Source organism: Streptomyces sp. NPDC048584 (assembly GCF_043199595.1).
Taxonomy (GTDB): domain Bacteria; phylum Actinomycetota; class Actinomycetes; order Streptomycetales; family Streptomycetaceae; genus Streptomyces; species Streptomyces edwardsiae.
Genome location: NZ_JBICWF010000002.1, coordinates 627,028 through 645,591, shown reverse-complemented (window position 1 = coordinate 645,591; position 18,564 = coordinate 627,028). Strand labels below are relative to the sequence as shown.

Sequence of the window (18,564 nt, the reverse complement as noted above, 5' to 3'; positions counted from 1 at the left end):
GGCACACCGGCGAAAGACGGCCGGCCCCGCCCAGCAGGGGACGGGGCCGGCCGGCGGTCCACGCGCTTCAGCGGCGGGCGACACCCTCCGCACGGGCGGCCGCGGCCACCGCGGCCGTCACCGCGGGGGCGACCCGCTCGTCGAACGGGGACGGGATGACGTAGTCGGCGGCGAGATCGTCGCCCACCACCGAGGCCAGCGCCTCGGCCGCCGCCAGCTTCATCCCCTCGGTGATCCGGGAGGCGCGCACCTGCAGCGCGCCCGCGAAGATGCCGGGGAACGCCAGCACGTTGTTGATCTGGTTCGGGAAGTCCGACCGCCCGGTGGCCACGACCGCCGCGTACTTGTGCGCGATCTCCGGGTGCACCTCGGGGTTCGGGTTGGCCATGGCGAAGACGAACGCGCCCTCGGCCATCGACGCCACCGCCGGCTCCGGCACCGTACCGCCGGAGACGCCGATGAAGACGTCGGCGCCGGACAGAGCCGACTCCAGCGAACCGGAGATTCCGGCCTTGTTGGTGAAGGACGCCAGTTCCGTCTTGATCGGCGTGAGGTCCCCGCGGTCCCGCGAGACGACGCCCTTGCGGTCGGCCACGGCGACATCGCCGATACCGGCCTCGATCAGCATCCTGGCGATGGCGACACCCGCCGCTCCCGCGCCCGAGATCACGGCCCGCAGATCACCGAGCGGCCGCCCGCTCAGCCGTGCCGCGTTCCGCAGCGCCGCCAGCGTCACGACCGCCGTGCCGTGCTGGTCGTCGTGGAAGACCGGGATGTCCAGCCGCTCCTGCAGCCGCTTCTCGATCTCGAAGCAGCGGGGCGCCGAGATGTCCTCCAGGTTCACCCCGCCGAAGGATGGAGCGAGCCGGACCACGGTCTCGACGATCTCGTCCACATCGGTGCAGGCCAGCGCGATCGGGACCGCGTCCACACCGCCGAACTGCTTGAAGAGGATGGCCTTGCCCTCCATCACCGGGAGGGACGCCTCGGGCCCGATGTCACCCAGGCCCAGCACGGCCGTACCGTCCGTCACGACGGCGACGACCTGGGACTTCCACGTGTAGTCGTGGACGAGGTCCGGCTGCTCGGCGATCGCGCTGCACACCTTCGCGACGCCGGGCGTGTACGCCAGGGACAGATCGTCCTTGTCGCGGATCGGCACAGTGGCCTGCACAGCCATCTTGCCGCCGCGGTGCAGCGCGAACGCCGGGTCGAAGGAGTCAAGGGGCTCTGCCCCGTCGCCCTGCTCCGTATGACCGGTCCGGCTTTCGCTGTCGCTGCGAGGATTGACAATCTCCGCTGCCACTTGGTTTTACCCCTTAAGTGTTCATGGTTTGAGGGTTGCCACTCCTGGTGAGGGGTGGGCGGGACCGCGCAAGGCCCGGAGGGATGATGCGTACGGGCCGAACACGACGGGCACGCCGCACACGCGCCCTGAGCCCCGGATGAGGGGTGTGAGGATCCTTCTTACCGGACGGACGCCGTCGGCGACGAGTCCATAACGCGAAGGTCACATGCCGCCGCTCTGAATTGTCGCTCCATATCAGGACAAGCGCCCGACGGGCTACGAGCAAGCCCACAAAAACGACAAAAACCTCGGCGGGTGCGTCCACATCCTGGACTTGGCCGCAGATCTTCCGGTCAGAGTGGCTGATTCCCGCAGACTCTTCGGCCGGATGTCCCGGAGTGGTGTGGTTCGGGTACGACCCGTTATCCGATTTTGACATCACGGGCCCCCTGAATGGCTCAGACCGAATGGCAAGATGCCGTAATCGCACGAGGTCGCGACACTCGAAGACGTGTGTTCTCGTCGACCTGCGGCGCTGTCGGTACCCCATCGGCAGTGGCCCACCCATCGGCATCTCCACCCATCCGCCGGAGGAACCCACCATGACCGCAAGCACCACCCGTCGTACCACCGCCGCGCGTTCCCGTCTTGCGGCGGTCGGCGCGATCGCGGTCGCAGGCGCACTGATTCTCACCGGCTGCGGTGACCAGACGGACAAGAGCAGCGACAGCGGCACCGCCGACTCGTCCAACGCGCCGCTCGCCGACAAGCTCCCGGCCGACATCCGCAAGGCGGGCGTCATCAAGGTGGGCTCCGACATCGCGTACCCGCCGGTCGAGTTCATGAAGGACGGCAAGGCCGTCGGCATCGACCCCGACATCGCGGAGGCCCTGGGCAAGCAGCTCGGGGTGGAGTTCGACTTCCAGAACGGCAAGTTCGACCAGCTCATCGTCGGTCTGCAGTCCAACCGCTTCAACGTGATCATGTCCGCGATGAACGACACCGCGGACCGCCAGAACGGCATCGACTCGGACACCGGCAAGAAGGCCGGCGACGGCATCGACTTCGTCGACTACTTCACCGCCGGTACGTCGATCCTCGTCCAGAAGGGCAACCCCAAGGGCATCAAGTCCCTGGACGACCTGTGCGGCCAGGTGGTGGCGCTGCAGCGCGGCACCACCTCCGAGGGCATCGCGAACGCGCAGAACAAGAAGTGCACCGAGGACGGCAACAAGGCGATCAAGCTCCAGACCTACGACACCGACCCCGAGGCGCTGCTGCGGCTGAAGCAGGGCGCGTCCGTCGCCGACCTGAACGACTTCCCGGTCGCGGCCTACAACGCCAAGACCTCGGGCGGCGGCAAGGACTTCGAGGTCGTCGGTGAGCAGATCGAGGCCGGTCCGTACGGCATCGGCGTCAGCAAGGAGAACACCCAGCTCCGGGACGCCCTCCAGGCGGCCATGAACGCCATCCTCGAGAACGGCGAGTACACCAAGATCCTGGAGAAGTGGAACGTCACCGACGGTGCGGTGACCGAGGCGAAGATCAACGGCGGTTCCTGAACCTCGGCAACACTGAAGGGCAGTCGCTGTGACAGACACGGTTGACAAGGTTCCGGCGCCATCGGTGCCGCCGGAACAGATCAAGGCGATCCCGGTGCGCCACTACGGCCGCTGGGTGGCCGGCGCGGTGGTCATCGCCATCCTGGTACTGATCGGGATCGCCTTCTCCAACGCGAACATCAACTACGGCATCATCCCGGACTACCTCACGGACGGCACGATCCTGTCCGGCGCCTGGCACACGCTGTACATCTCCGTGCTCGCCATGGCGCTCGGCCTCGTCCTGGGTGTGGTCCTCGCCGTCATGCGGATGTCGTCGAACCCGGTCACCAGCACGGTGGCCTACTTCTACGTCTGGTTCTTCCGCGGCACGCCGGTCCTGGTCCAGCTGCTCATCTGGTACAACATCGCGCTGGTGTTCCCCGTCCTCAACCTGGGGTTCTACAAGGACGAGATGAACCAGGTGATGACGCCGTTCCTGGCGGCACTGCTGGGTCTCGGCCTCAACGAGGCCGCGTACATGTCCGAGATCGTCCGTGCGGGCATCCAGTCCGTCGACGAGGGGCAGACGGAGGCGTCCCACGCGCTGGGCATGACCCAGTCCAGGACGCTGCGCCGGGTGGTGCTCCCGCAGGCGATGCGGGTGATCGTGCCGCCGACGGGCAACGAGTTCATCAACATGCTGAAGACCTCGTCGCTCGCCTACGCGGTGCAGTTCAACGAACTCATCAAGCGCTCCACCGACGTCTCCAGCACCTCGCTGGCGGTGGTCGAGATGTACTTCGTGGCGTCCATCTGGTACCTGGCCCTCACCAGCGTCTTCAGCGTCGGCCAGTACTACCTGGAGCGCCGCTACGCCCGTGGCTCGACGCGTAGTCTGCCGCCGACGCCGCTGCAGCGCCTGAAGAAGAACCTCCGTCTGTTCAACTCCTTCGGCCGCCCGGAGGTGACCCGATGAGCAAGATCGACAAGGACGTGGTGAGCGTCCCGAGCGGGCACCCGATGGTCAGGGCGGAGGGCGTGCACAAGTCCTTCGGCCTGGCGCACATCCTCAAGGGCATCGACCTGGAGGTGAACGCGCGGGAGGTCTTCTGCCTGATCGGCCCGTCCGGCTCCGGCAAGTCCACGTTCCTGCGGTGCATCAACCACCTGGAGAAGATCAGCGCCGGCCGGCTGTCCGTCGACGGTGAGCTGGTCGGCTACCGGCAGAAGGGCGACAAGCTCTACGAGCTCAAGGAGAAGGAGGTCGCGGCGCAGCGACGGGACATCGGCATGGTGTTCCAGCGCTTCAACCTCTTCCCCCACATGACGGCGCTGGAGAACGTCATGGAGGCTCCGGTCCAGGTCAAGCGCGAGACCAGGGCGGTGGCCCGGGAGCGTGCGGAGCGGCTGCTGGACCGGGTCGGCCTGGGCGACCGCAGGGGCCACTACCCCGCCCAGCTCTCCGGCGGTCAGCAGCAGCGCGTGGCCATCGCCCGCGCGCTGGCGATGCAGCCCAAGCTGATGCTCTTCGACGAGCCCACGTCGGCGCTCGACCCGGAGCTCGTCGGCGAGGTCCTCGACGTCATGCGCGACCTCGCCGAGGACGGCATGACGATGATCGTCGTCACCCACGAGATGGGCTTCGCGCGGGAGGTGGGCGACTCGCTGGTGTTCATGGACGACGGCGTGGTCGTCGAGTCCGGCCACCCGCGCGAGGTGCTGACGAACCCGCAGCACGACCGCACCAAGTCGTTCCTGTCCAAGGTGCTCTGAGCGCGGTCCCGCGCACGGCGGAGGGGCGGTACGGATTCCCCGTACCGCCCCTCGCCCATGTGCTACTTCAGGGCCAGCAGCAGGGTGTCCGACGGCGAGCACCACACCGGCCGTGCCTCGCCGAACCCCTTCTCGCGCAGCACGCGCGCATGCCACGCCGGGGCCGGCATGTCGCCGTCGGCGTGCTCGCCGTAGATCTCGAAGCGGCGGGCGGTGGGCCCGGCGAGGACCGGGTCCTGTGCGGCGAGCTGCCACCAGTCGGCCCAGTCGAGGGCGCCGTCCGCCCTGGCCCGGTCCATGTGCGCGTGGCGCAGCGCCCGCTCCGCCGTGTTGATCCGGGGCGTGGTGTCGTCGATCATGTGGTCCGCGTTCATGAAGACACCGCCGTCGCGGACGAGCCCCGCGATGTGCCCGTAGAGGTCCGCGAGAGGTTCCCGGTGCAGCCAGTGGAGGGCGGTCGCGGTCAGGACGGCGTCGTAGGAGTCGTACGGCAGTCCGGCCGGCCACTCGGGGTCCTTGAGGTCGGCCGTCACGAAGGAGACCCGGTCGTCCCCCTCGAAGGTGCCCTCGGCGATGGCGAGCAGCGCCGGGTCCAGGTCGACGCCGGTGCTGGTGGCGTCCGGGAACCGGTCGAACAGCCGGGCGGTGATGCTGCCCGTGCCGCAGGCGAGGTCGAGCACGCGCGGCGCGGTGCCGACGAGGGCCTCCACCATGTCGAGCATGATCCGGAAGCGTTCCTCACGGTCCGGCATGTACCACTCCTGCTGCCGGTCCCAGCTCTCCTGCCAGGCCTGCCAGTCGGTGGCCGCCGTGGTGGTGTCCGCGTCCGTCATGGGGCGCCTCCCTCGCATACGTCCCGTAATACCCTGGGTGCGGAATCGTCCATTACAAGACCGCGCTCCTGACGATAGATCCCCTGCGTAAGGACTACAAGTGGAACTGGCCTATTACTCCGATTACGCCGTACGCCTCGTCAACACCGAGGAACCGGCCCGGGGGAAGGACGCGCTGACCTCGGTGGAGGCCGTGCGGGATCTGTTCGGCGCGAACCAGTCGGCCGCCCGGCGCGCCGCCGACGCCGATGTGACCCGGTTCCGCTCGGTCCGGGCCCGGCTGCGCTCGGTGTTCGAGGCGGCGGACGGCGGCGACGAGACCCTCGCGGTCGACCTGCTGAACTCCCTGCTGCTGGAGTTCCCGGTCAGTCCGCAGATCTCCGGCCACGACTTCCGTGACGACGACGGCCGCCCGCTGTGGCACATGCACCTCGCCGACCACCCGTCCAACGCGACCGCCGGCTATGCCGCCATCGCCGCGATGGGCCTGGCCTTCCACCTCACCGAGTTCGGCGTCGACCGCCTGGGCCTGTGCGAGGCGTCGCCGTGCCGCAACGCCTACCTGGACACCTCGACCAACCGCTCCCGCCGCTACTGCTCCGACCGCTGCGCCACCCGCGCCAACGTGGCCGCCTACCGCGCCCGCAAACGCCTGGAGGCCGACCGTCCGGAGAGCGAGAGCACGGGCCGGGCCGAGGACAGCACCCAGCCGGCCACGGCCAGCGGTGAACGCCTCTCGGAGCCGCGCGGCCGGTAGCGGAAGCGGACCCGGCCGAGCACCAGCTCGTCCGGCACCACCCCGTAGTCGGTGCTGTCACCGCCCGCGAACCTGTTGTCCCCGAGCACCCACCATCCTCCGTCGCGCCGCTCGGCGGCCCGCTTGACGACGAGCAGGTCCTGCTGGAACGGATGCCGCAGCACGATCACGTCCCCGCGTTTGACCCGGGCCCCGTAGTGCACCAGGAGCCGGTCCCCGTGGTGCAGCGTGGGCACCATGGACGGCCCGGTCACCTCGGCCACCCCGAAGGGCAGCGGCGCCCTCGCCCGCTCGGCGTCCTGCGACAGCTCCGGCATCACCCGGCACCTCCCCGGTTCGTCCTCCACCAGTCTCAGTCTCACCCCGGACTTTTGTCCTAAGCCCGCGGGGGCACCCGCCAAAAGCCGTCCGTCACGGAGTAATGTCCAGTGTGAGAAGACGATCACGAGGAAGGAAACGCTCCATGCTTTCCCGCCTGTTTGCCCCCAAGGTCAAGGTCAGCGCCCACTGCGACCTGCCCTGCGGCGTGTACGACCCGGCCCAGGCCCGCATCGAGGCGGAGTCGGTGAAGGCCGTCCAGGAGAAGATGGCCGGCAACGACGACCCGCACTTCCAGGCCCGCGCCACGGTCATCAAGGAGCAGCGCGCCGAGCTGGCGAAGCACCACGTCTCCGTGCTGTGGAGCGACTACTTCAAGCCCCCGCACTTCGAGAAGTACCCGGAGCTGCACCAGCTGGTCAACGACACCCTGAAGGCCCTCTCGGCCGCCAAGGCGTCGACGGACCCGGCGACCGGCCAGAAGGCCCTGGACTACATCGCCCAGGTCGACAAGATCTTCTGGGAGACCAAGAAGGCCTGATCCGCGCCACGACCGGCGATCGGTGCACCATCGCGGGTCTGCGGACATCCCGAAGGGTCCCATGCCGCTTCCTGCGGCCGGGGCCCTTCGGCGTCCGCCGGACGGCTCCCCCTGTCACGCGGGCCGTGGGAGTCTGGACGGATGGAGCTGGAGGATCTCGTACGGTTGCGGCGGGCCCGGGACCGGATGGACCGGGAGTACGCTGAGCCGCTCGATGTCGCGGAGCTGGCGCGGACCGCGTTGATGTCGGCCGGGCACTTCCAGCGGAGTTTCCGGGCGGCGTACGGGCAGACGCCGTACGCCTATCTGATGACCCGGCGTATCGAGCGGGCCAAGGCGTTGCTGCGGCGCGGGGATCTCTCGGTGACGGAGGTGTGCCTCGCGGTGGGGTGTACGTCACTGGGGTCGTTCAGCTCGCGGTTCACGGAGCTGGTCGGGGAGACGCCGAGCGCGTACCGATCGCGGTCGCACGAGGAGAGCGCGGTCATTCCGCCGTGCGTGGCGCGGATGTACACCCGGCCTGTCCGGGGCAAGCCGCGGGTCGATCCGAGCGAAACCTTTTAGCGTGGGTCCATGGACACAGGAAACGATGTACGGCTCGCGCAGTGTTTCATCGCAGTCGACGACCACGACAAGGCGCTGGCCTTCTACCGTGACGTGCTGGGGCTCGAGGTCCGTGACGACGTGGGGTTCGAGGGGATGCGCTGGGTGACGGTCGCCTCGCCGGAGCAGCCGGACGTGGAGATCGTCCTCGAGCCGCCCGCCGCGAACCCGGACGCCTCCCCCGGTGACCGGCAGGCGATGGCGGAGCTGCTGGCCAAGGGCATGCTGCGCGGGGTCAACTTCACCACCACCGACTGCGACGCCCTCTTCGAACGCGTCCGTGAGGCCGGTGTGGACGTGCTCCAGGAGCCGGTGGACCAGCCGTACGGGGTGCGTGACTGCGCGTTCCGCGACCCGGCCGGAAACATGCTGCGCTTCATGGAACGGCCCCGTCGGTGACCGTCCGCTGGACGTACGCCTTCATCGACCGGCCGGCTTCCGCGACCGGTCGGGCGGGTGGGTTCTGGACGGCCGTCACGGGGACGCGGCTGTCCGAACCCAGCGGTGATCACGGGGAGTTCACAACCCTGCTGGCGGAGGGTGCGGACGCCTGCGTGGGGGTGCAGCGGATCGTGTCCGGGCCGGGCGGCGCTCATCTCGACTTCTCCGTGGACGACCTACCGGGGTTCGTCGCGCACGCGTCGCGGCTGGGCGCGGAGACGGTCGCCGAGCACGAGGGGTGGGCCGTACTGCGGTCCCCGGCGGGGCAGTCGTTCTGTGCGGTGCCCTGGCACGGGGAGTCGGTGCGGCCGCCCGTCACCTACGGCAGCCGCCTCGACCAGGTGTGCCTCGATGTCCCGCCGTCCGCGTACGACGCCGAAGTCGCCTTCTGGAGCGAGCTGTTGCCCGGCTGGGAATCCGTACCCGGTTCGCTCCCGGAGTTCCATGTGGTGAAGCCGCCGGCCGGGCTGCCCGTGCGCATCCTGCTCCAGCGGCTGGCGGCGGAGCGGCCGGTCTCCGCGCATCTGGATCTCGCCTGCGCCGACATCCGTGCCACCCGGACGCGGCACGAGGAGTCCGGGGCCGTGTTCGTGGCCGCGTTCGGCCACTGGACGGTGATGCGGGACCCGGCGGGCGGTACGTACTGTCTGACGGGCCGCGATCCGGACACGGGCGGCCTTCCACGCCGGGCAGGCACCTAGGTCCTGTCCAGGCAGGCGGTGGCCACCGGGCCGTCCTCGACGTCCGGCGGGATGTCGGGGACCGGGCAGCGCGGGAGGGGGGCGGCCGGCCGCGGGTCCGTCCTCTCCCAGACGGCCGGCGGCGCGGGTTCCGTCTCGTCGCCCAGCCACAGGGTCAGTCCGCCGCCGACGATCACGACGGCCAACCAGATGCCCACAGCCCGACGCCCCACCATGCCGCCACGCTAGCGCTTGGTGGGGGCCGCTTCCGTGGTGTCGGGTTCCTCGGCCTCGAGGTCCGGCGATTTCTCGCACTTCGGGTTGTGGCAGGGGCCGTGCTCCCACACCGGTACCCATGCGCCCAGCGTCTTGTGGCGCCGGACCACCATCTCCACCGGCTGTCCGCAGGCGGGACAGACCGGCTGTTCGCTGTCCATGCCATCCAGGGTAGGCCGGGAACCGGTTCAGCGCTTCCTGCTGTACGTCCGCACCAGCACGCCGTTGCCGAACGTGCGCACCGACTCCAGCGTGAACTGCGTGATCGAGAAGCCGGCGGCGAACATCGGCATGCCGGAGCCCTGCACGATGGGATACGTCTTGATGATCAGTTCGTCGATCTCGTCGAGCAGTTGACCGGCGATCTCCGCCCCGCCGCACAGGTAGACGCCGTACGCGCCGTCCTCCGCCTTCAGCGCGCGCACCCGGCCGGGCAGGTCGTCCGCGATGATCTCGACGTCGGGGTCGGGTGACTCCCCGAGCGTGCGGGAGGCGACGTATTGGCGCAGGTGGGCGTAGGGGCTGGTGACGCCCTCCTTCAGGGCCTCGTCGTAGCTGGCCCGGCCCTGGACGATCGTGTCGAACCGCTTGTTCGGCAGGTCGTCGATGTTCATCTGCCGGCGGCCGGGGGTCGGGATCGTCTCGGGGTACTCCGCCGCGAGGAACCCGAAGAACTCCTCGTCGACGAAGGCGAACATCGCCGACGCGTCACCCTGCGGGTCGCCGATGAACCCGTCGATGGAGCAGGCGATGTAGTACGTGAGCTTGCGCAACGCGGTCTCTTTCCGTGGACTGCCCTTCCGAACAACTCCATTTGTAGTACTCCAGCTGTAGTGGTGCAAGGGGATTCATCGGTCCGGGGGCAAGTGGGTGAGAGGGTTCCGCATAGTGGTGGCCCGGTGGTCAGGGCTTGTGGTGTGCGCGGCCCGTCGTCGCACGGCGGACCACACGGATGTGCCGTACGGCGATGACCAGGAACAGGACCACGATCAGAGCCGAAACCGTGACGATCACACCGAGGACGACGGCCGCCGCCGCTGCCGCGACGGACCGGCGACGGCCAGGGCGGCGACCGCGCCGCGGGCGCGGCGGGCAGCGGGCAGCGGGCCGTGCCGCAACTGCGCCCACTGCCGGGCCGCCTCCCGCCGCTCACCCGCGCGCCGCACGGCGGCGTCGGTCCACAGGGGCGCGGCGGCCGCGCCGCCCACGGTCACCACGGCCGCCGGCATCCGGGGCGGGCCCCGAAGGTCCCTGTTCCCGTCGTTCAGCCCGCCGCTCCGGGTACGGGCAGCACCGCCCTGGTGGCCCCCGCCGGCCACACGATCTCCACGGGGACACCTCGTGCGCGGGCGTAGGTCACCAGGTGGGCGGTGGCATCGCGGCCATTGGACGGGGAACCGTCCCAGACGGCCAGGAGGAGGCGGCTGGAGGCGACCAGCCGCTCGTCCGCGCCGATGCAGGAGTCGCGGTCCATCGGGTCATAGGCCAGCAGACGCACCCGGTCGGCGAGGGTCAGCAGCTCACCGGTCGCCCTCCGGTCCCGCGGCGGCGGCATGGCGGGCATCCCGGTACGCGTGGGAATCACCAGGGCCAGCGGCCATCCCGCCGCTCGCGCGGCCCGGCCGAACGCCAGGGGTGTTCCCGCGCCGGTCCGCACCATGGCCCTGACCGGGGCGAGCCATCGCGCCAGCCGGGTCCGCAGCGCGAACTCCACCAGCGGGAGCGTGTCCGGGGCCAGATCCGCGTGCCCCACCACGGCGATGTTTCCGCCGGTCCCGCTGTCGTCGTCCTCCGCTGTCCTCATACTCACCCGCCGGCCTCGTCGTCCGACACCCGCCGGGTCCCTCGATGCGGGCGACGGGCGCTACCGCGAGCCAGTGAACTCCGGGCGAGCGCCGCCTGGCAGGGCCGAAGGTCCCTTTCGGGGTCCCGGACCTCCGGCGGCCTGCCGGCCCGTCAGCCGGTGGTGCGGGGTTCGCGCCACATGGGCCACATGTGCGGGCCGTCCGGGAGGGCCAGCGGCTCACGGGCCGGCTCGAAGCCGAGGCGCCGGTACAGCCGGACGCTGCGCTCGCTGCTCGCCTCCAGATACGCCGCCAGCCCGTCCCGGTCGCAGCGGTCGAGGACGGAGCCGATCAGCGCGGTACCGAGCCCCTCACCCTGCCGGCCAGGTGCCACGCCGATCATCCACAGGTACTCGTGGGCCCGCCCCGCGGGGTGAACTCGCGCGGTGAGCCTGCCGATCAGCTCCACGCGCTCGTTCTCCGGATCGACGGTCCGGCGCATCTGCGCGAACTCGTCGCTCTCCGGCTGTTCCCCGCCGGGCGCCGGGTCGTCCGCCGGTACGGACAGCCACAGCGCGCACGCCGAGCCGTCCTCGGCGAGGTCGACCCGCCCCTCGGCGAGCACGACGTCGGTGAACGCGGCCATGAGCCGGTGGTGTGTCGTACGGCGGTACTCGTCGCCGGGGAACACCCAGCCGCTGACCGGGTCGTCCTGGAACGCCTCGTCCAGCAACCGGACGATCAGCTCCCGGTCCCCGTCCCCAGCCGTCCGGATCGCCACACCCATGTCCGCCCCTTCGCCTCAACCGTCGTCGAACGTGCGGACGTTGAGCCTAGGGCCTGTCCGGGGCCGGCTGGGAGACGGCGGGTCCCGCACATCGTGGGGAAGTGCGGGACCCGCCGGCCGGAGCCACGGGGACCGTGCGGAGTCAGGGGCCGCACGGCACACCGTGGTTCCGGGGCCGGGGAGACGGCCGGCGGGCCGTCAGGTACTGCGCCGGGTCACGAACTCGGCCAGGGCAAGGAGGCCGCCCGCCCGCTCCGGGTCGGGCACCGCGCGGGCCACCTCCTGCATCGCCCGGGCCATCCGGTCGGCCGCCTGGGTCTGCGCCCAGTCCCTGCCGCCCGCCCGCTCCACGGCCAGGGCCATCCGGTCCAGGTCCTCCCCCTGCTGACGCGGGACCGCGTACAGGGCGGCGAGTTCCGCGGCCTGAGGGGTGCCGGAGGTGAGCGCGGCGACGACCGGCAGCGACTTCTTGCGGGCGGCCAGGTCCGCGCCGGCCGGTTTGCCGGTGCGCCGGGGGTCACCCCATATGCCGATCACGTCGTCGATGAGCTGGAACGCCAGTCCCGCCTCCCGGCCGAACGCGTCCATCGCCGTCACGTCCGCGTCGCCGGCGTCCGCGTACAGCGCCCCGATCGCGCAGGCGCAGCCCAGCAGCGCGCCGGTCTTGGCCTCGGCCATGGCAAGGGTCTCGGCGAGGGTGACCTCGCCGGGGCCCCGCTGCTCCATGGCCGTGTCGGAGTGCTGCCCCGCGCACAGTTCGATGACGCAGTCGGCGAGCCGGGCGGCCGCCGCCGAGGCCGCCGGATGGGGGTCCTCGGCGAGCAGTCGCAGGGCCAGTGCCTGGAGGGCGTCCCCGGCGAGGATCGCGTCGGCGTCCCCGAACACCGTCCACGCGGTGGGACGGTGACGGCGGGTGGTGTCCCGGTCCATCACGTCGTCGTGCAACAGCGTGAAGTTGTGGACCAGTTCCACGGCGGCCGCCGCCCGGACCGCGGCCGCGCGGGCCGCGGGCCCGCCCAGGGCGGACGCCGCGGCGAGCACCAGGCCGGGACGGATCGCCTTGCCCGAACCGCCCCCGGCCGGAGTGCCGTCGGCCTGTTCCCAGCCGAAGTGGTAGAGCGCGACGCGGCGCAGCGGGGCGGGCAGCGAACCCATGGCGGCCCGCAGCACCGGGTCGACCGCGGCCCGTGCCCGCTCCAGCAGCATCGCCGCCTCGTGCCCGTCACCGGGCCGCTGCTCCGGTACCGCCGGTGTGCCGGCCGTGCCCTGCGTCGTAAGCCCCGTCTTCGGCTCCGTGATGGACTCCGTCATCGGCTTCCCCCTGGGACCGGCTCGCTGGAGGAGCGGAGGGATGGCGCTTCCGCACCCTTCGAGCGCGTACCCCCCTGATGTACCCGCCCTGACGGGCGGGGACACGGCGTGCGGTGCGGGAGCGGGCCGGGATTCACCGCCAACGGCCGATCTCGACGTTCTCCAGGACGCCGAGCGCGTCCGGGACCAGGACCGCGGCCGAGTGGTAGGCCGTGACCAGGTATTTGATGATGGCCTGTTCGTTGATGCCCATGAACCGCACGGACAGGCCCGGCTCGATCTCGTCGGGGATGCCGGCGGCCCGCAGCCCGATGACGCCCTGGTCCTCCTCTCCGGTACGCAGGGCGATGATGGAGGTCGTACGGGCCTCGGTCACCGGGATCTTGTTGCACGGGTAGAGGGGCACGCCCCGCCAGGTGGGGATGCGGTTGCCCCCCACGTCGATGGTCTCCGGAACGAGTCCCCGCCTGTTGAGCTCACGGCCGAACGCGGCGATCGCGCGGGGGTGGGCGAGCAGCATCCTGGTCCCGCGCCGCCTGCTGAGCAGTTCGTCCAGGTCGTCGGGGCTCGGTACGCCGGCGTGCGGCTGGATCCGCTGGTCGTACTCGCAGTTGTGCAGCAGGCCGAAGTCGCGGTTGTTGACGAGTTCGTGCTCCTGGCGCTCCCTCAGCGCCTCGACGGTCAGCCTGATCTGCTGTTCCGTCTGGTTCATGGGCTGGTTGTAGAGGTCGGCCACGCGGGTGTGGATGCGCAGCACGGTCTGGGCGACGCTGAGTTCGTACTCGCGGGGCCTGGCCTCGTAGTCGACGAAGGTGTGCGGGATGTCCGGCTCGCCGCTGTGGCCGGCGGCGAGGTCGATCTCCTTCTCGCCGAACTTGTTGGTGCGCTGCCCGGGGACGGTGAGCGGCCGGCGGAGGTGGTCGCGCAGGCTCTCCGACCGCTCGGCGACCTGCTGGACGGCGTCCCGCGGCAGCACCAGCACGGTGCAGGCGGTGAGGGTGCGGGCGGTGTACTCCCAGATGGCGTCGTCGCTCAGCAGCGCATGTTCGCCGAAGTAGGCGCCGCCGGCGAGGACTCCGAGGGACTCGTCCTCGCCGTAGGGGCCGGTGCCGACGCGCTCCACCCTGCCGTGCGCCAGCAGGTACACCTCGTCGGCCGGGCTGCCGAAGGAGGCGATGACCTGGCCGGCCTCGATCTCCCGCTGCCGGCAGCGGGCGGCCAGCTCGGTCAGCACCTCCTCGTCCTCGTAGGACCGCAGCGCCGGCAGCTCGCCCAGTTCCGCCGGGATGATCTCGACGCGGTCGCCGGTCTTGACGAACGTCATCCGGCCATCCCCGACGGCGTAGGTGAGCCGCCTGTTGACACGGTATGTACCGCCCTGTACGTCGACCCAGGGCAGCATGCGCAGCAGCCAGCGGGAACTGATCTCCTGCATCTGCGGCACGGACTTGGTCGTGGTGGCCAGGTTCCGCGCCGCCGCGGTGCCGAGGCTCTGCTGCTGCCTGGCCTGCTCCGCGCTGACCTCTTCGCCTACCGACATAGAGAATCGCCCTCCCCAATGGTGATCCCACTCCCGGCCGCGCCGGGGGTGGCCTTGCGCGATCAAGCCTTCCTCACGCAGCGTGCGCGCACCATTACACGATCGAGCGGGGTTGGATCTTGGGAGAGCTGGGCAGAGATGGGCGCTTGTCCCAACGGCGGCGTAGCGGACGAAGATTGTCCGGATCGGCTCGCACAGAAGACTGACAAGTAGTTGAGCCCGCTCCATTTAGGTATACGCCGGGGTAGCAGGCGGTTGCGAACGGCGGCCGCCGCCCGGCACGAAGGAGGGCGGTCATGGCCCCACCCATGTCCGCGAGCGCGTTCCTGCGCGCTCTCAAGGCGGAAGGACTCACCGTCGTCGAGGTCGGCGACTGGCGCGACCACAACCGCAACCACAAGGGCCCCTGGGGCCCGGTCCACGGCGTCATGATCCACCACACGGTGACCAAGGGCAGCGCGCGCACGGTCGACATCTGCCGCAAGGGCTACGAGGGGCTGCCCGGGCCCCTGTGCCACGGCGTCATCACCAAGGACGGCCGGGTCCACCTCGTCGGCTACGGCAGGGCCAACCACGCGGGGCTCGGCGACGACGACGTGCTCCGCGCGGTGATCGCCGAGAAGGGGCTGCCGACGGACAACGAGGCGAACACCGACGGCAACCGGCACTTCTACGGCTTCGAGTGCGAGAACCTGGGCGACGGCGACGACCCCTGGCCGGCGGCGCAGCTGGAGGCCATCGAGAAGGCGGCGGCGGCCGTGTGCCGGTACCACGGCTGGAACGAGCGGTCGGTGATCGGGCACAGGGAGTGGCAGCCGGGGAAGGTGGACCCGCGCGGATTCACGATGGGCTCGATGAGGAAACGCATCGGCGACCGGCTGAAGTGACGGGCGGGCGCACCGGCTGAAGTGACGGGCGGGCGCACCGGCTGAAGTGACGGGCGGGCGCACCGGCTGAGGTGACAGGCGGGCGCGACGCCGCACGGCCCGGGCGGCGACAACCCGTTGAAAACTGTCGCTCGCTCCCCTGGGGCCCCGGACGGCCCGCTCCTAGCGTGGTGAACCGTCCCGTCGGTCCCAGGAAAGGGCCTGTCATGCAATACGTCGCGCCGGTCGGCATCGGTCTCCTCTACGCCGTGCTGATGTCCCTCGTCCGCGAACCGCACCGGCGGCGCCTGAACGCGATCATGGTCGCCGGTGCGGGCGGCGCCTACCTCAGCGGCGGCGGACTGGGCGGCTGGGAGTTCGCCTTCACGGCGCTGGTCACCTATGTCGCCTTCCGCGGTCTGGACTCCTGGACGTTCATCGGCGTCGGCTGGCTGCTGCACACCGCGTGGGACGTCGTCCACCACCTCAAGGGCAACCCGATCATCCCGTTCGCCCACACCTCGTCCCTGGGCTGCGCGATCTGCGACCCGGTGATCGCGCTGTGGTGCCTGCGGGGCGGCCCCTCCCTGATCGGCATGGTGCGCGGCCGCCGCCGGGGCCGCGAGGAGGCACGGGCGACAATGGTCCTGTGACCGGCTCTGCCACCCCCGACCCCCGTGGCGCCCTCGCGGGCCTGCGTCCGCGGCTGCCGTCCGCGCTGCAGGAGGTCGTGGACGAGCGGTTCGAGCGGCGCGGGATACGGCTGCTGCTGAAGCGGGACGATCTGATCCACCCCGAGCTGGTCGGCAACAAGTGGCGCAAGCTCGCGCCGAACCTCGCCGGGGCGGCCGGGCGGACCGTGCTCACCTTCGGCGGCGCGTACTCCAACCATCTGCGGGCCACCGCCGCCGCCGGCCGCCTCCTCGGCCTGCGCACGGTCGGCGTGGTGCGCGGGCAGGAACTCGCCGGCCGCCCGCTCAACCCCTCGCTGGCCCGGTGCGCGGCCGACGGTATGCGGCTGTGCTTCGTCGACCGGTCGACGTACCGCCGCAAGAACGAGCCGGAGACCCTGGCGGCCGTGCTCCGCGCGGCGGACGCCGAGGACGCGTACGTCGTACCCGAGGGCGGCAGCAACCCCGCCGCCGTACGCGGCTGCCGGGCGCTCGGGGAGGAACTGGCCGACCGCGCCGACGTGGTGACGGTGGCCTGCGGCACCGGCGGCACGCTCGCCGGACTGGCCGCCGGGCTCGGCGACGGCACCCGCGCGCTGGGCGTACCCGTGCTCAAGGGCGGTTTCCTGGGCGAGGAGATACGGGCCCTGCAGACGGCGGCGTTCGGCGGCCCGCGCGGCGACTGGAGCCTCGACGACCGCTTCCACTTCGGCGGATACGCCCGTACCACCCCGGAACTCGACGCGTTCGCCGAGGACTTCGAACGCCGTCACGGCATCCCGCTCGAACGTCTCTATGTCGCCAAGTCGCTCTACGCCCTTGTCACCCTGGCGGAGGAGAACGCGTTTGCGCGCGGGAGCACGCTCGCCGCGGTGATCACCGGGCGGCCCTTCCCGTGAGCGGCTACGTCGCCTCCCGGTAGGCCGCCGCCTCCTCCAGGTCCAGGCGGCGCAGCAGGGTGCGGAGCATCTCGTCGTCGATGTAGCGGGCGTCGCGCAGCCGGACGAAGACCTCGCGCTCCGCGCTGATCATCTCCCGGGACAGCCGCCGGTAGGTGTCGTCCACCGACTCCCCCGTGACCGGGTTGACCTGCCCGAGCCGTTCCCAGACGGCGTTGCGGCGGCGTTCCAGGACGCTGCGCAGCCGCTCGGCGAGCGGTGCGGGCAGCGCGTTGCGCTCGTCGGCCAGGAGCTCGTCCAGACGCTCCTCGGCGGTCCGGGAGGCCTGCGCCTGGGCGTTGGCCTCGGCCAGCGTCTCGGCCCGTACGTCGCGTCCCGGGAGCTTCAGGATCCGGATCAGCGGGGGCAGTGTCAGGCCCTGCACGACCAGGGTGCCGATGACGGTGGTGAAGGTCAGGAAGAGCAGCAGGTTGCGCTGCGGGAAGTTCTCGCTCTCGGCGGTGACCGGGATGGAGAAGGCGATGGCCAGCGAGACCACGCCGCGCATGCCGGCCCACGCGATGACGAACGGCGCCTTCCAGCCGGGTCTCCCCTCGCGTTCCCGGATCCTCGCCGACAGCAGCGGCGGCAGCCAGGTCGCCGGGTACACCCAGACGAACCGGATGACGACGACCACCGCGAACACGGCGACCGCGTACCAGGCGGCGTCGACGCCCTCATACTCGCCGAGCCCCTTCAGGACCACGGGGAGCTGCAGTCCGATCAGCGCGAACACCGCGGACTCCAGGACGAACGCGACCATCTTCCACACCGCGTCCTCCTGGAGACGCGTGGCGAAGTCGACCTCCCACGCGCGGTGTCCCAGGTAGAGCGCGACGACCACGACGGCGATGACACCGGAGGCGTGCACCTGCTCGGCGGCGGCGTACGCGGCGAACGGGATCAGCAGGGAGAGCGTGTTCTGCAGCAGCGCCTCCTTCACGTGCACGCGCAGCCAGTGCAGCGGCGCCATCAGCACCAGGCCGACCGCGACACCGCCGACCGCCGCGAGCAGGAACTCGCCGACTCCCCCGGCCCAGGTGGCGCCCTCGCCGACCGCGGCCGCGACGGCGACCCGGAACGCGGTGATCGCGGTGGCGTCGTTCAGGAGGGACTCGCCCTGGAGGATGGTGGTGATCCGGGACGGCAGGCCGACCCTGCGCGCCACCGCCGTCGCCGCGACGGCGTCCGGCGGGGCCACCACGGCGCCGAAGACCAGCGCCGCGGTGAGCGGCAGGCCCGGGACGATCAGATACAGCACCCCGCCGACGGCGAACGTCGCGAACAGCACGTACCCCACCGACAGCAGCGCCACCGGACGCAGCTGGGCCCGCAGGTCGAGGTAGGAGCTGTCGGTGGCGGCCGTGTGCAGCAGCGGGGGCAGGATGAGCGGCAGGACGATGTGCGGATCGAGCGTGTACTCGGGCACGCCGGGGAGGTAGCTCACCGCCAGCCCGGCGGCGACGAGCAGCAGCGGGGGCGGCACCGGGGTGCGCCGCGCGGCCGCGGCGATCGCGGCGCTGCCCGCCACCAGCAACAGCAGGGGCATCACATCCATGTCGGGCCCACCCTCGTTTTTCCGCGCGACTCTCCGCGCGGGCGTCGTAATCTGG

At 70.9% G+C, this 18,564-nt stretch carries 22 protein-coding genes and 1 pseudogene; 11 read left to right on the top strand and 12 right to left on the bottom strand.

Annotation, left to right across the window (positions count from 1 at the left end):
* Positions 1–67: 67 nt before the first annotated feature.
* On the bottom strand, positions 68–1,306 hold the full coding sequence (locus ACGFR9_RS07245) for an NADP-dependent malic enzyme (protein WP_393203756.1): 1,239 nt from the start codon (positions 1,304–1,306) through the stop codon (positions 68–70).
* Positions 1,307–1,890: 584 nt separating this feature from the next.
* Between ACGFR9_RS07245 and ACGFR9_RS07240 the strand changes: the two genes are divergently transcribed.
* The 3 genes from ACGFR9_RS07240 to ACGFR9_RS07230 are packed head-to-tail and all read left to right on the top strand — an operon-like array spanning position 1,891 to position 4,605.
* Entirely contained in the window at positions 1,891–2,850 is a 960-nt protein-coding gene (locus tag ACGFR9_RS07240) for an ABC transporter substrate-binding protein (RefSeq protein ID WP_393203754.1), read from the top strand.
* A 28-nt stretch (positions 2,851–2,878) separates the two neighbouring features.
* Complete coding sequence (locus ACGFR9_RS07235; RefSeq protein ID WP_393203752.1) at positions 2,879–3,808, top strand: amino acid ABC transporter permease; 930 nt, start codon at positions 2,879–2,881, stop codon at positions 3,806–3,808.
* Positions 3,805–4,605, top strand: a complete 801-nt coding sequence (locus ACGFR9_RS07230) for an amino acid ABC transporter ATP-binding protein (protein ID WP_393203750.1) — start codon at positions 3,805–3,807, stop codon at positions 4,603–4,605. The genes ACGFR9_RS07235 and ACGFR9_RS07230 overlap by 4 nt, the downstream gene beginning before the upstream one ends.
* A gap of 62 nt (positions 4,606–4,667) precedes the next feature.
* Here ACGFR9_RS07230 and ACGFR9_RS07225 read toward each other — a convergent pair whose 3' ends face one another.
* Complete coding sequence (locus tag ACGFR9_RS07225) at positions 4,668–5,438, bottom strand: class I SAM-dependent methyltransferase (RefSeq protein ID WP_393203748.1); 771 nt, start codon at positions 5,436–5,438, stop codon at positions 4,668–4,670.
* A 100-nt stretch (positions 5,439–5,538) separates the two neighbouring features.
* On the opposite strand from ACGFR9_RS07225, the gene ACGFR9_RS07220 reads away from it, so the two are divergent.
* Positions 5,539–6,195 (top strand): CGNR zinc finger domain-containing protein, encoded by a 657-nt coding sequence (locus ACGFR9_RS07220; protein WP_393203746.1) that lies wholly within the window; start codon positions 5,539–5,541, stop codon positions 6,193–6,195.
* 65 nt (positions 6,196–6,260) lie between these two features.
* On the opposite strand, the pseudogene ACGFR9_RS07215 reads toward ACGFR9_RS07220, so the two are convergent.
* A pseudogene (locus tag ACGFR9_RS07215) lies at positions 6,261–6,434 on the bottom strand (S26 family signal peptidase); the annotation flags it as partial.
* A gap of 224 nt (positions 6,435–6,658) precedes the next feature.
* Between ACGFR9_RS07215 and sodN the strand changes: the two are divergent.
* The 4 genes from sodN to ACGFR9_RS07195 all read left to right on the top strand — a co-directional run bounded on the left by sodN (position 6,659) and on the right by ACGFR9_RS07195 (position 8,799).
* Positions 6,659–7,054 carry a superoxide dismutase, Ni gene (gene sodN, locus ACGFR9_RS07210; RefSeq protein ID WP_030219831.1) on the top strand — a complete coding sequence of 132 codons (396 nt, stop codon included), beginning with the start codon at positions 6,659–6,661 and terminating at the stop codon, positions 7,052–7,054.
* A 141-nt stretch (positions 7,055–7,195) separates the two neighbouring features.
* Positions 7,196–7,618, top strand: a complete 423-nt coding sequence (locus tag ACGFR9_RS07205; protein ID WP_393203744.1) for a helix-turn-helix domain-containing protein — start codon at positions 7,196–7,198, stop codon at positions 7,616–7,618.
* 9 nt (positions 7,619–7,627) lie between these two features.
* Positions 7,628–8,056: a VOC family protein gene (locus ACGFR9_RS07200; protein ID WP_393203742.1), complete on the top strand. Its 429-nt coding sequence runs from the start codon at positions 7,628–7,630 to the stop codon at positions 8,054–8,056.
* Positions 8,053–8,799, top strand: a complete 747-nt coding sequence (locus ACGFR9_RS07195; protein ID WP_393203741.1) for a VOC family protein — start codon at positions 8,053–8,055, stop codon at positions 8,797–8,799. Before ACGFR9_RS07200 ends, ACGFR9_RS07195 begins: the two co-directional genes overlap by 4 nt.
* On the opposite strand, the gene ACGFR9_RS07190 is transcribed toward ACGFR9_RS07195, so the two are convergent.
* The 8 genes from ACGFR9_RS07190 to ACGFR9_RS07155 all read right to left on the bottom strand — a co-directional run bounded on the left by ACGFR9_RS07190 (position 8,796) and on the right by ACGFR9_RS07155 (position 14,476).
* Positions 8,796–9,014: a hypothetical protein gene (locus ACGFR9_RS07190; RefSeq protein WP_393203739.1), complete on the bottom strand. Its 219-nt coding sequence runs from the start codon at positions 9,012–9,014 to the stop codon at positions 8,796–8,798. The two genes, ACGFR9_RS07195 and ACGFR9_RS07190, sit on opposite strands and share 4 nt — an antisense overlap.
* A gap of 9 nt (positions 9,015–9,023) precedes the next feature.
* Positions 9,024–9,215 (bottom strand): hypothetical protein, encoded by a 192-nt coding sequence (locus tag ACGFR9_RS07185; RefSeq protein WP_393203737.1) that lies wholly within the window; start codon positions 9,213–9,215, stop codon positions 9,024–9,026.
* A gap of 27 nt (positions 9,216–9,242) precedes the next feature.
* The gene (locus ACGFR9_RS07180) at positions 9,243–9,827 is read right to left on the bottom strand and encodes a dihydrofolate reductase family protein (RefSeq protein WP_393203735.1); all 585 of its coding nucleotides are present in this window, start codon (positions 9,825–9,827) and stop codon (positions 9,243–9,245) included.
* A gap of 237 nt (positions 9,828–10,064) precedes the next feature.
* Positions 10,065–10,271 carry a hypothetical protein gene (locus ACGFR9_RS07175; protein WP_393203733.1) on the bottom strand — a complete coding sequence of 69 codons (207 nt, stop codon included), beginning with the start codon at positions 10,269–10,271 and terminating at the stop codon, positions 10,065–10,067.
* A 47-nt stretch (positions 10,272–10,318) separates the two neighbouring features.
* Positions 10,319–10,858 carry a hypothetical protein gene (locus ACGFR9_RS07170; protein WP_393204020.1) on the bottom strand — a complete coding sequence of 180 codons (540 nt, stop codon included), beginning with the start codon at positions 10,856–10,858 and terminating at the stop codon, positions 10,319–10,321.
* Between the two features lie 152 nt (positions 10,859–11,010).
* Complete coding sequence (locus ACGFR9_RS07165; RefSeq protein WP_393203731.1) at positions 11,011–11,625, bottom strand: GNAT family N-acetyltransferase; 615 nt, start codon at positions 11,623–11,625, stop codon at positions 11,011–11,013.
* Positions 11,626–11,823: 198 nt separating this feature from the next.
* Positions 11,824–12,936 (bottom strand): family 2 encapsulin nanocompartment cargo protein polyprenyl transferase, encoded by a 1,113-nt coding sequence (locus ACGFR9_RS07160; protein ID WP_393203729.1) that lies wholly within the window; start codon positions 12,934–12,936, stop codon positions 11,824–11,826.
* Between the two features lie 133 nt (positions 12,937–13,069).
* The gene (locus ACGFR9_RS07155; RefSeq protein WP_393203727.1) at positions 13,070–14,476 is read right to left on the bottom strand and encodes a family 2B encapsulin nanocompartment shell protein; all 1,407 of its coding nucleotides are present in this window, start codon (positions 14,474–14,476) and stop codon (positions 13,070–13,072) included.
* Positions 14,477–14,772: 296 nt separating this feature from the next.
* Between ACGFR9_RS07155 and ACGFR9_RS07150 the strand changes: the two genes are divergently transcribed.
* The 3 genes from ACGFR9_RS07150 (at position 14,773) to ACGFR9_RS07140 (ending at position 16,912) form a co-directional block, all read left to right on the top strand.
* Entirely contained in the window at positions 14,773–15,363 is a 591-nt protein-coding gene (locus ACGFR9_RS07150) for an N-acetylmuramoyl-L-alanine amidase (protein WP_030219862.1), read from the top strand.
* Positions 15,364–15,569: 206 nt separating this feature from the next.
* Positions 15,570–15,995 carry a DUF6010 family protein gene (locus tag ACGFR9_RS07145; protein ID WP_393203725.1) on the top strand — a complete coding sequence of 142 codons (426 nt, stop codon included), beginning with the start codon at positions 15,570–15,572 and terminating at the stop codon, positions 15,993–15,995.
* Complete coding sequence (locus ACGFR9_RS07140) at positions 15,992–16,912, top strand: 1-aminocyclopropane-1-carboxylate deaminase/D-cysteine desulfhydrase (protein ID WP_393203723.1); 921 nt, start codon at positions 15,992–15,994, stop codon at positions 16,910–16,912. Before ACGFR9_RS07145 ends, ACGFR9_RS07140 begins: the two co-directional genes overlap by 4 nt.
* 4 nt (positions 16,913–16,916) lie before the next feature.
* Here ACGFR9_RS07140 and ACGFR9_RS07135 read toward each other — a convergent pair whose 3' ends face one another.
* The gene (locus ACGFR9_RS07135) at positions 16,917–18,509 is read right to left on the bottom strand and encodes a Na+/H+ antiporter (RefSeq protein WP_393203721.1); all 1,593 of its coding nucleotides are present in this window, start codon (positions 18,507–18,509) and stop codon (positions 16,917–16,919) included.
* Positions 18,510–18,564 lie beyond the last annotated feature (55 nt).

What these genes read in the sequence shown, in the direction of transcription:
- ACGFR9_RS07240 (WP_393203754.1), top strand. Translation starts at nt 1,891, where the DNA reads ATGACCGCAAGCACCACCCGTCGTACCACCGCCGCGCGTTCCCGTCTT.
- ACGFR9_RS07230 (WP_393203750.1), top strand. Translation starts at nt 3,805, where the DNA reads ATGAGCAAGATCGACAAGGACGTGGTGAGCGTCCCGAGCGGGCACCCG.
- ACGFR9_RS07225 (WP_393203748.1), bottom strand. Translation starts at nt 5,438, where the DNA reads ATGACGGACGCGGACACCACCACGGCGGCCACCGACTGGCAGGCCTGG.
- sodN (WP_030219831.1), top strand. Translation starts at nt 6,659, where the DNA reads ATGCTTTCCCGCCTGTTTGCCCCCAAGGTCAAGGTCAGCGCCCACTGC.
- ACGFR9_RS07205 (WP_393203744.1), top strand. Translation starts at nt 7,196, where the DNA reads ATGGAGCTGGAGGATCTCGTACGGTTGCGGCGGGCCCGGGACCGGATG.
- ACGFR9_RS07200 (WP_393203742.1), top strand. Translation starts at nt 7,628, where the DNA reads ATGGACACAGGAAACGATGTACGGCTCGCGCAGTGTTTCATCGCAGTC.
- ACGFR9_RS07190 (WP_393203739.1), bottom strand. Translation starts at nt 9,014, where the DNA reads ATGGTGGGGCGTCGGGCTGTGGGCATCTGGTTGGCCGTCGTGATCGTC.
- ACGFR9_RS07185 (WP_393203737.1), bottom strand. Translation starts at nt 9,215, where the DNA reads ATGGACAGCGAACAGCCGGTCTGTCCCGCCTGCGGACAGCCGGTGGAG.
- ACGFR9_RS07170 (WP_393204020.1), bottom strand. Translation starts at nt 10,858, where the DNA reads ATGAGGACAGCGGAGGACGACGACAGCGGGACCGGCGGAAACATCGCC.
- ACGFR9_RS07165 (WP_393203731.1), bottom strand. Translation starts at nt 11,625, where the DNA reads ATGGGTGTGGCGATCCGGACGGCTGGGGACGGGGACCGGGAGCTGATC.
- ACGFR9_RS07160 (WP_393203729.1), bottom strand. Translation starts at nt 12,936, where the DNA reads ATGACGGAGTCCATCACGGAGCCGAAGACGGGGCTTACGACGCAGGGC.
- ACGFR9_RS07155 (WP_393203727.1), bottom strand. Translation starts at nt 14,476, where the DNA reads ATGTCGGTAGGCGAAGAGGTCAGCGCGGAGCAGGCCAGGCAGCAGCAG.
- ACGFR9_RS07150 (WP_030219862.1), top strand. Translation starts at nt 14,773, where the DNA reads ATGGCCCCACCCATGTCCGCGAGCGCGTTCCTGCGCGCTCTCAAGGCG.
- ACGFR9_RS07145 (WP_393203725.1), top strand. Translation starts at nt 15,570, where the DNA reads ATGCAATACGTCGCGCCGGTCGGCATCGGTCTCCTCTACGCCGTGCTG.
- ACGFR9_RS07135 (WP_393203721.1), bottom strand. Translation starts at nt 18,509, where the DNA reads ATGGATGTGATGCCCCTGCTGTTGCTGGTGGCGGGCAGCGCCGCGATC.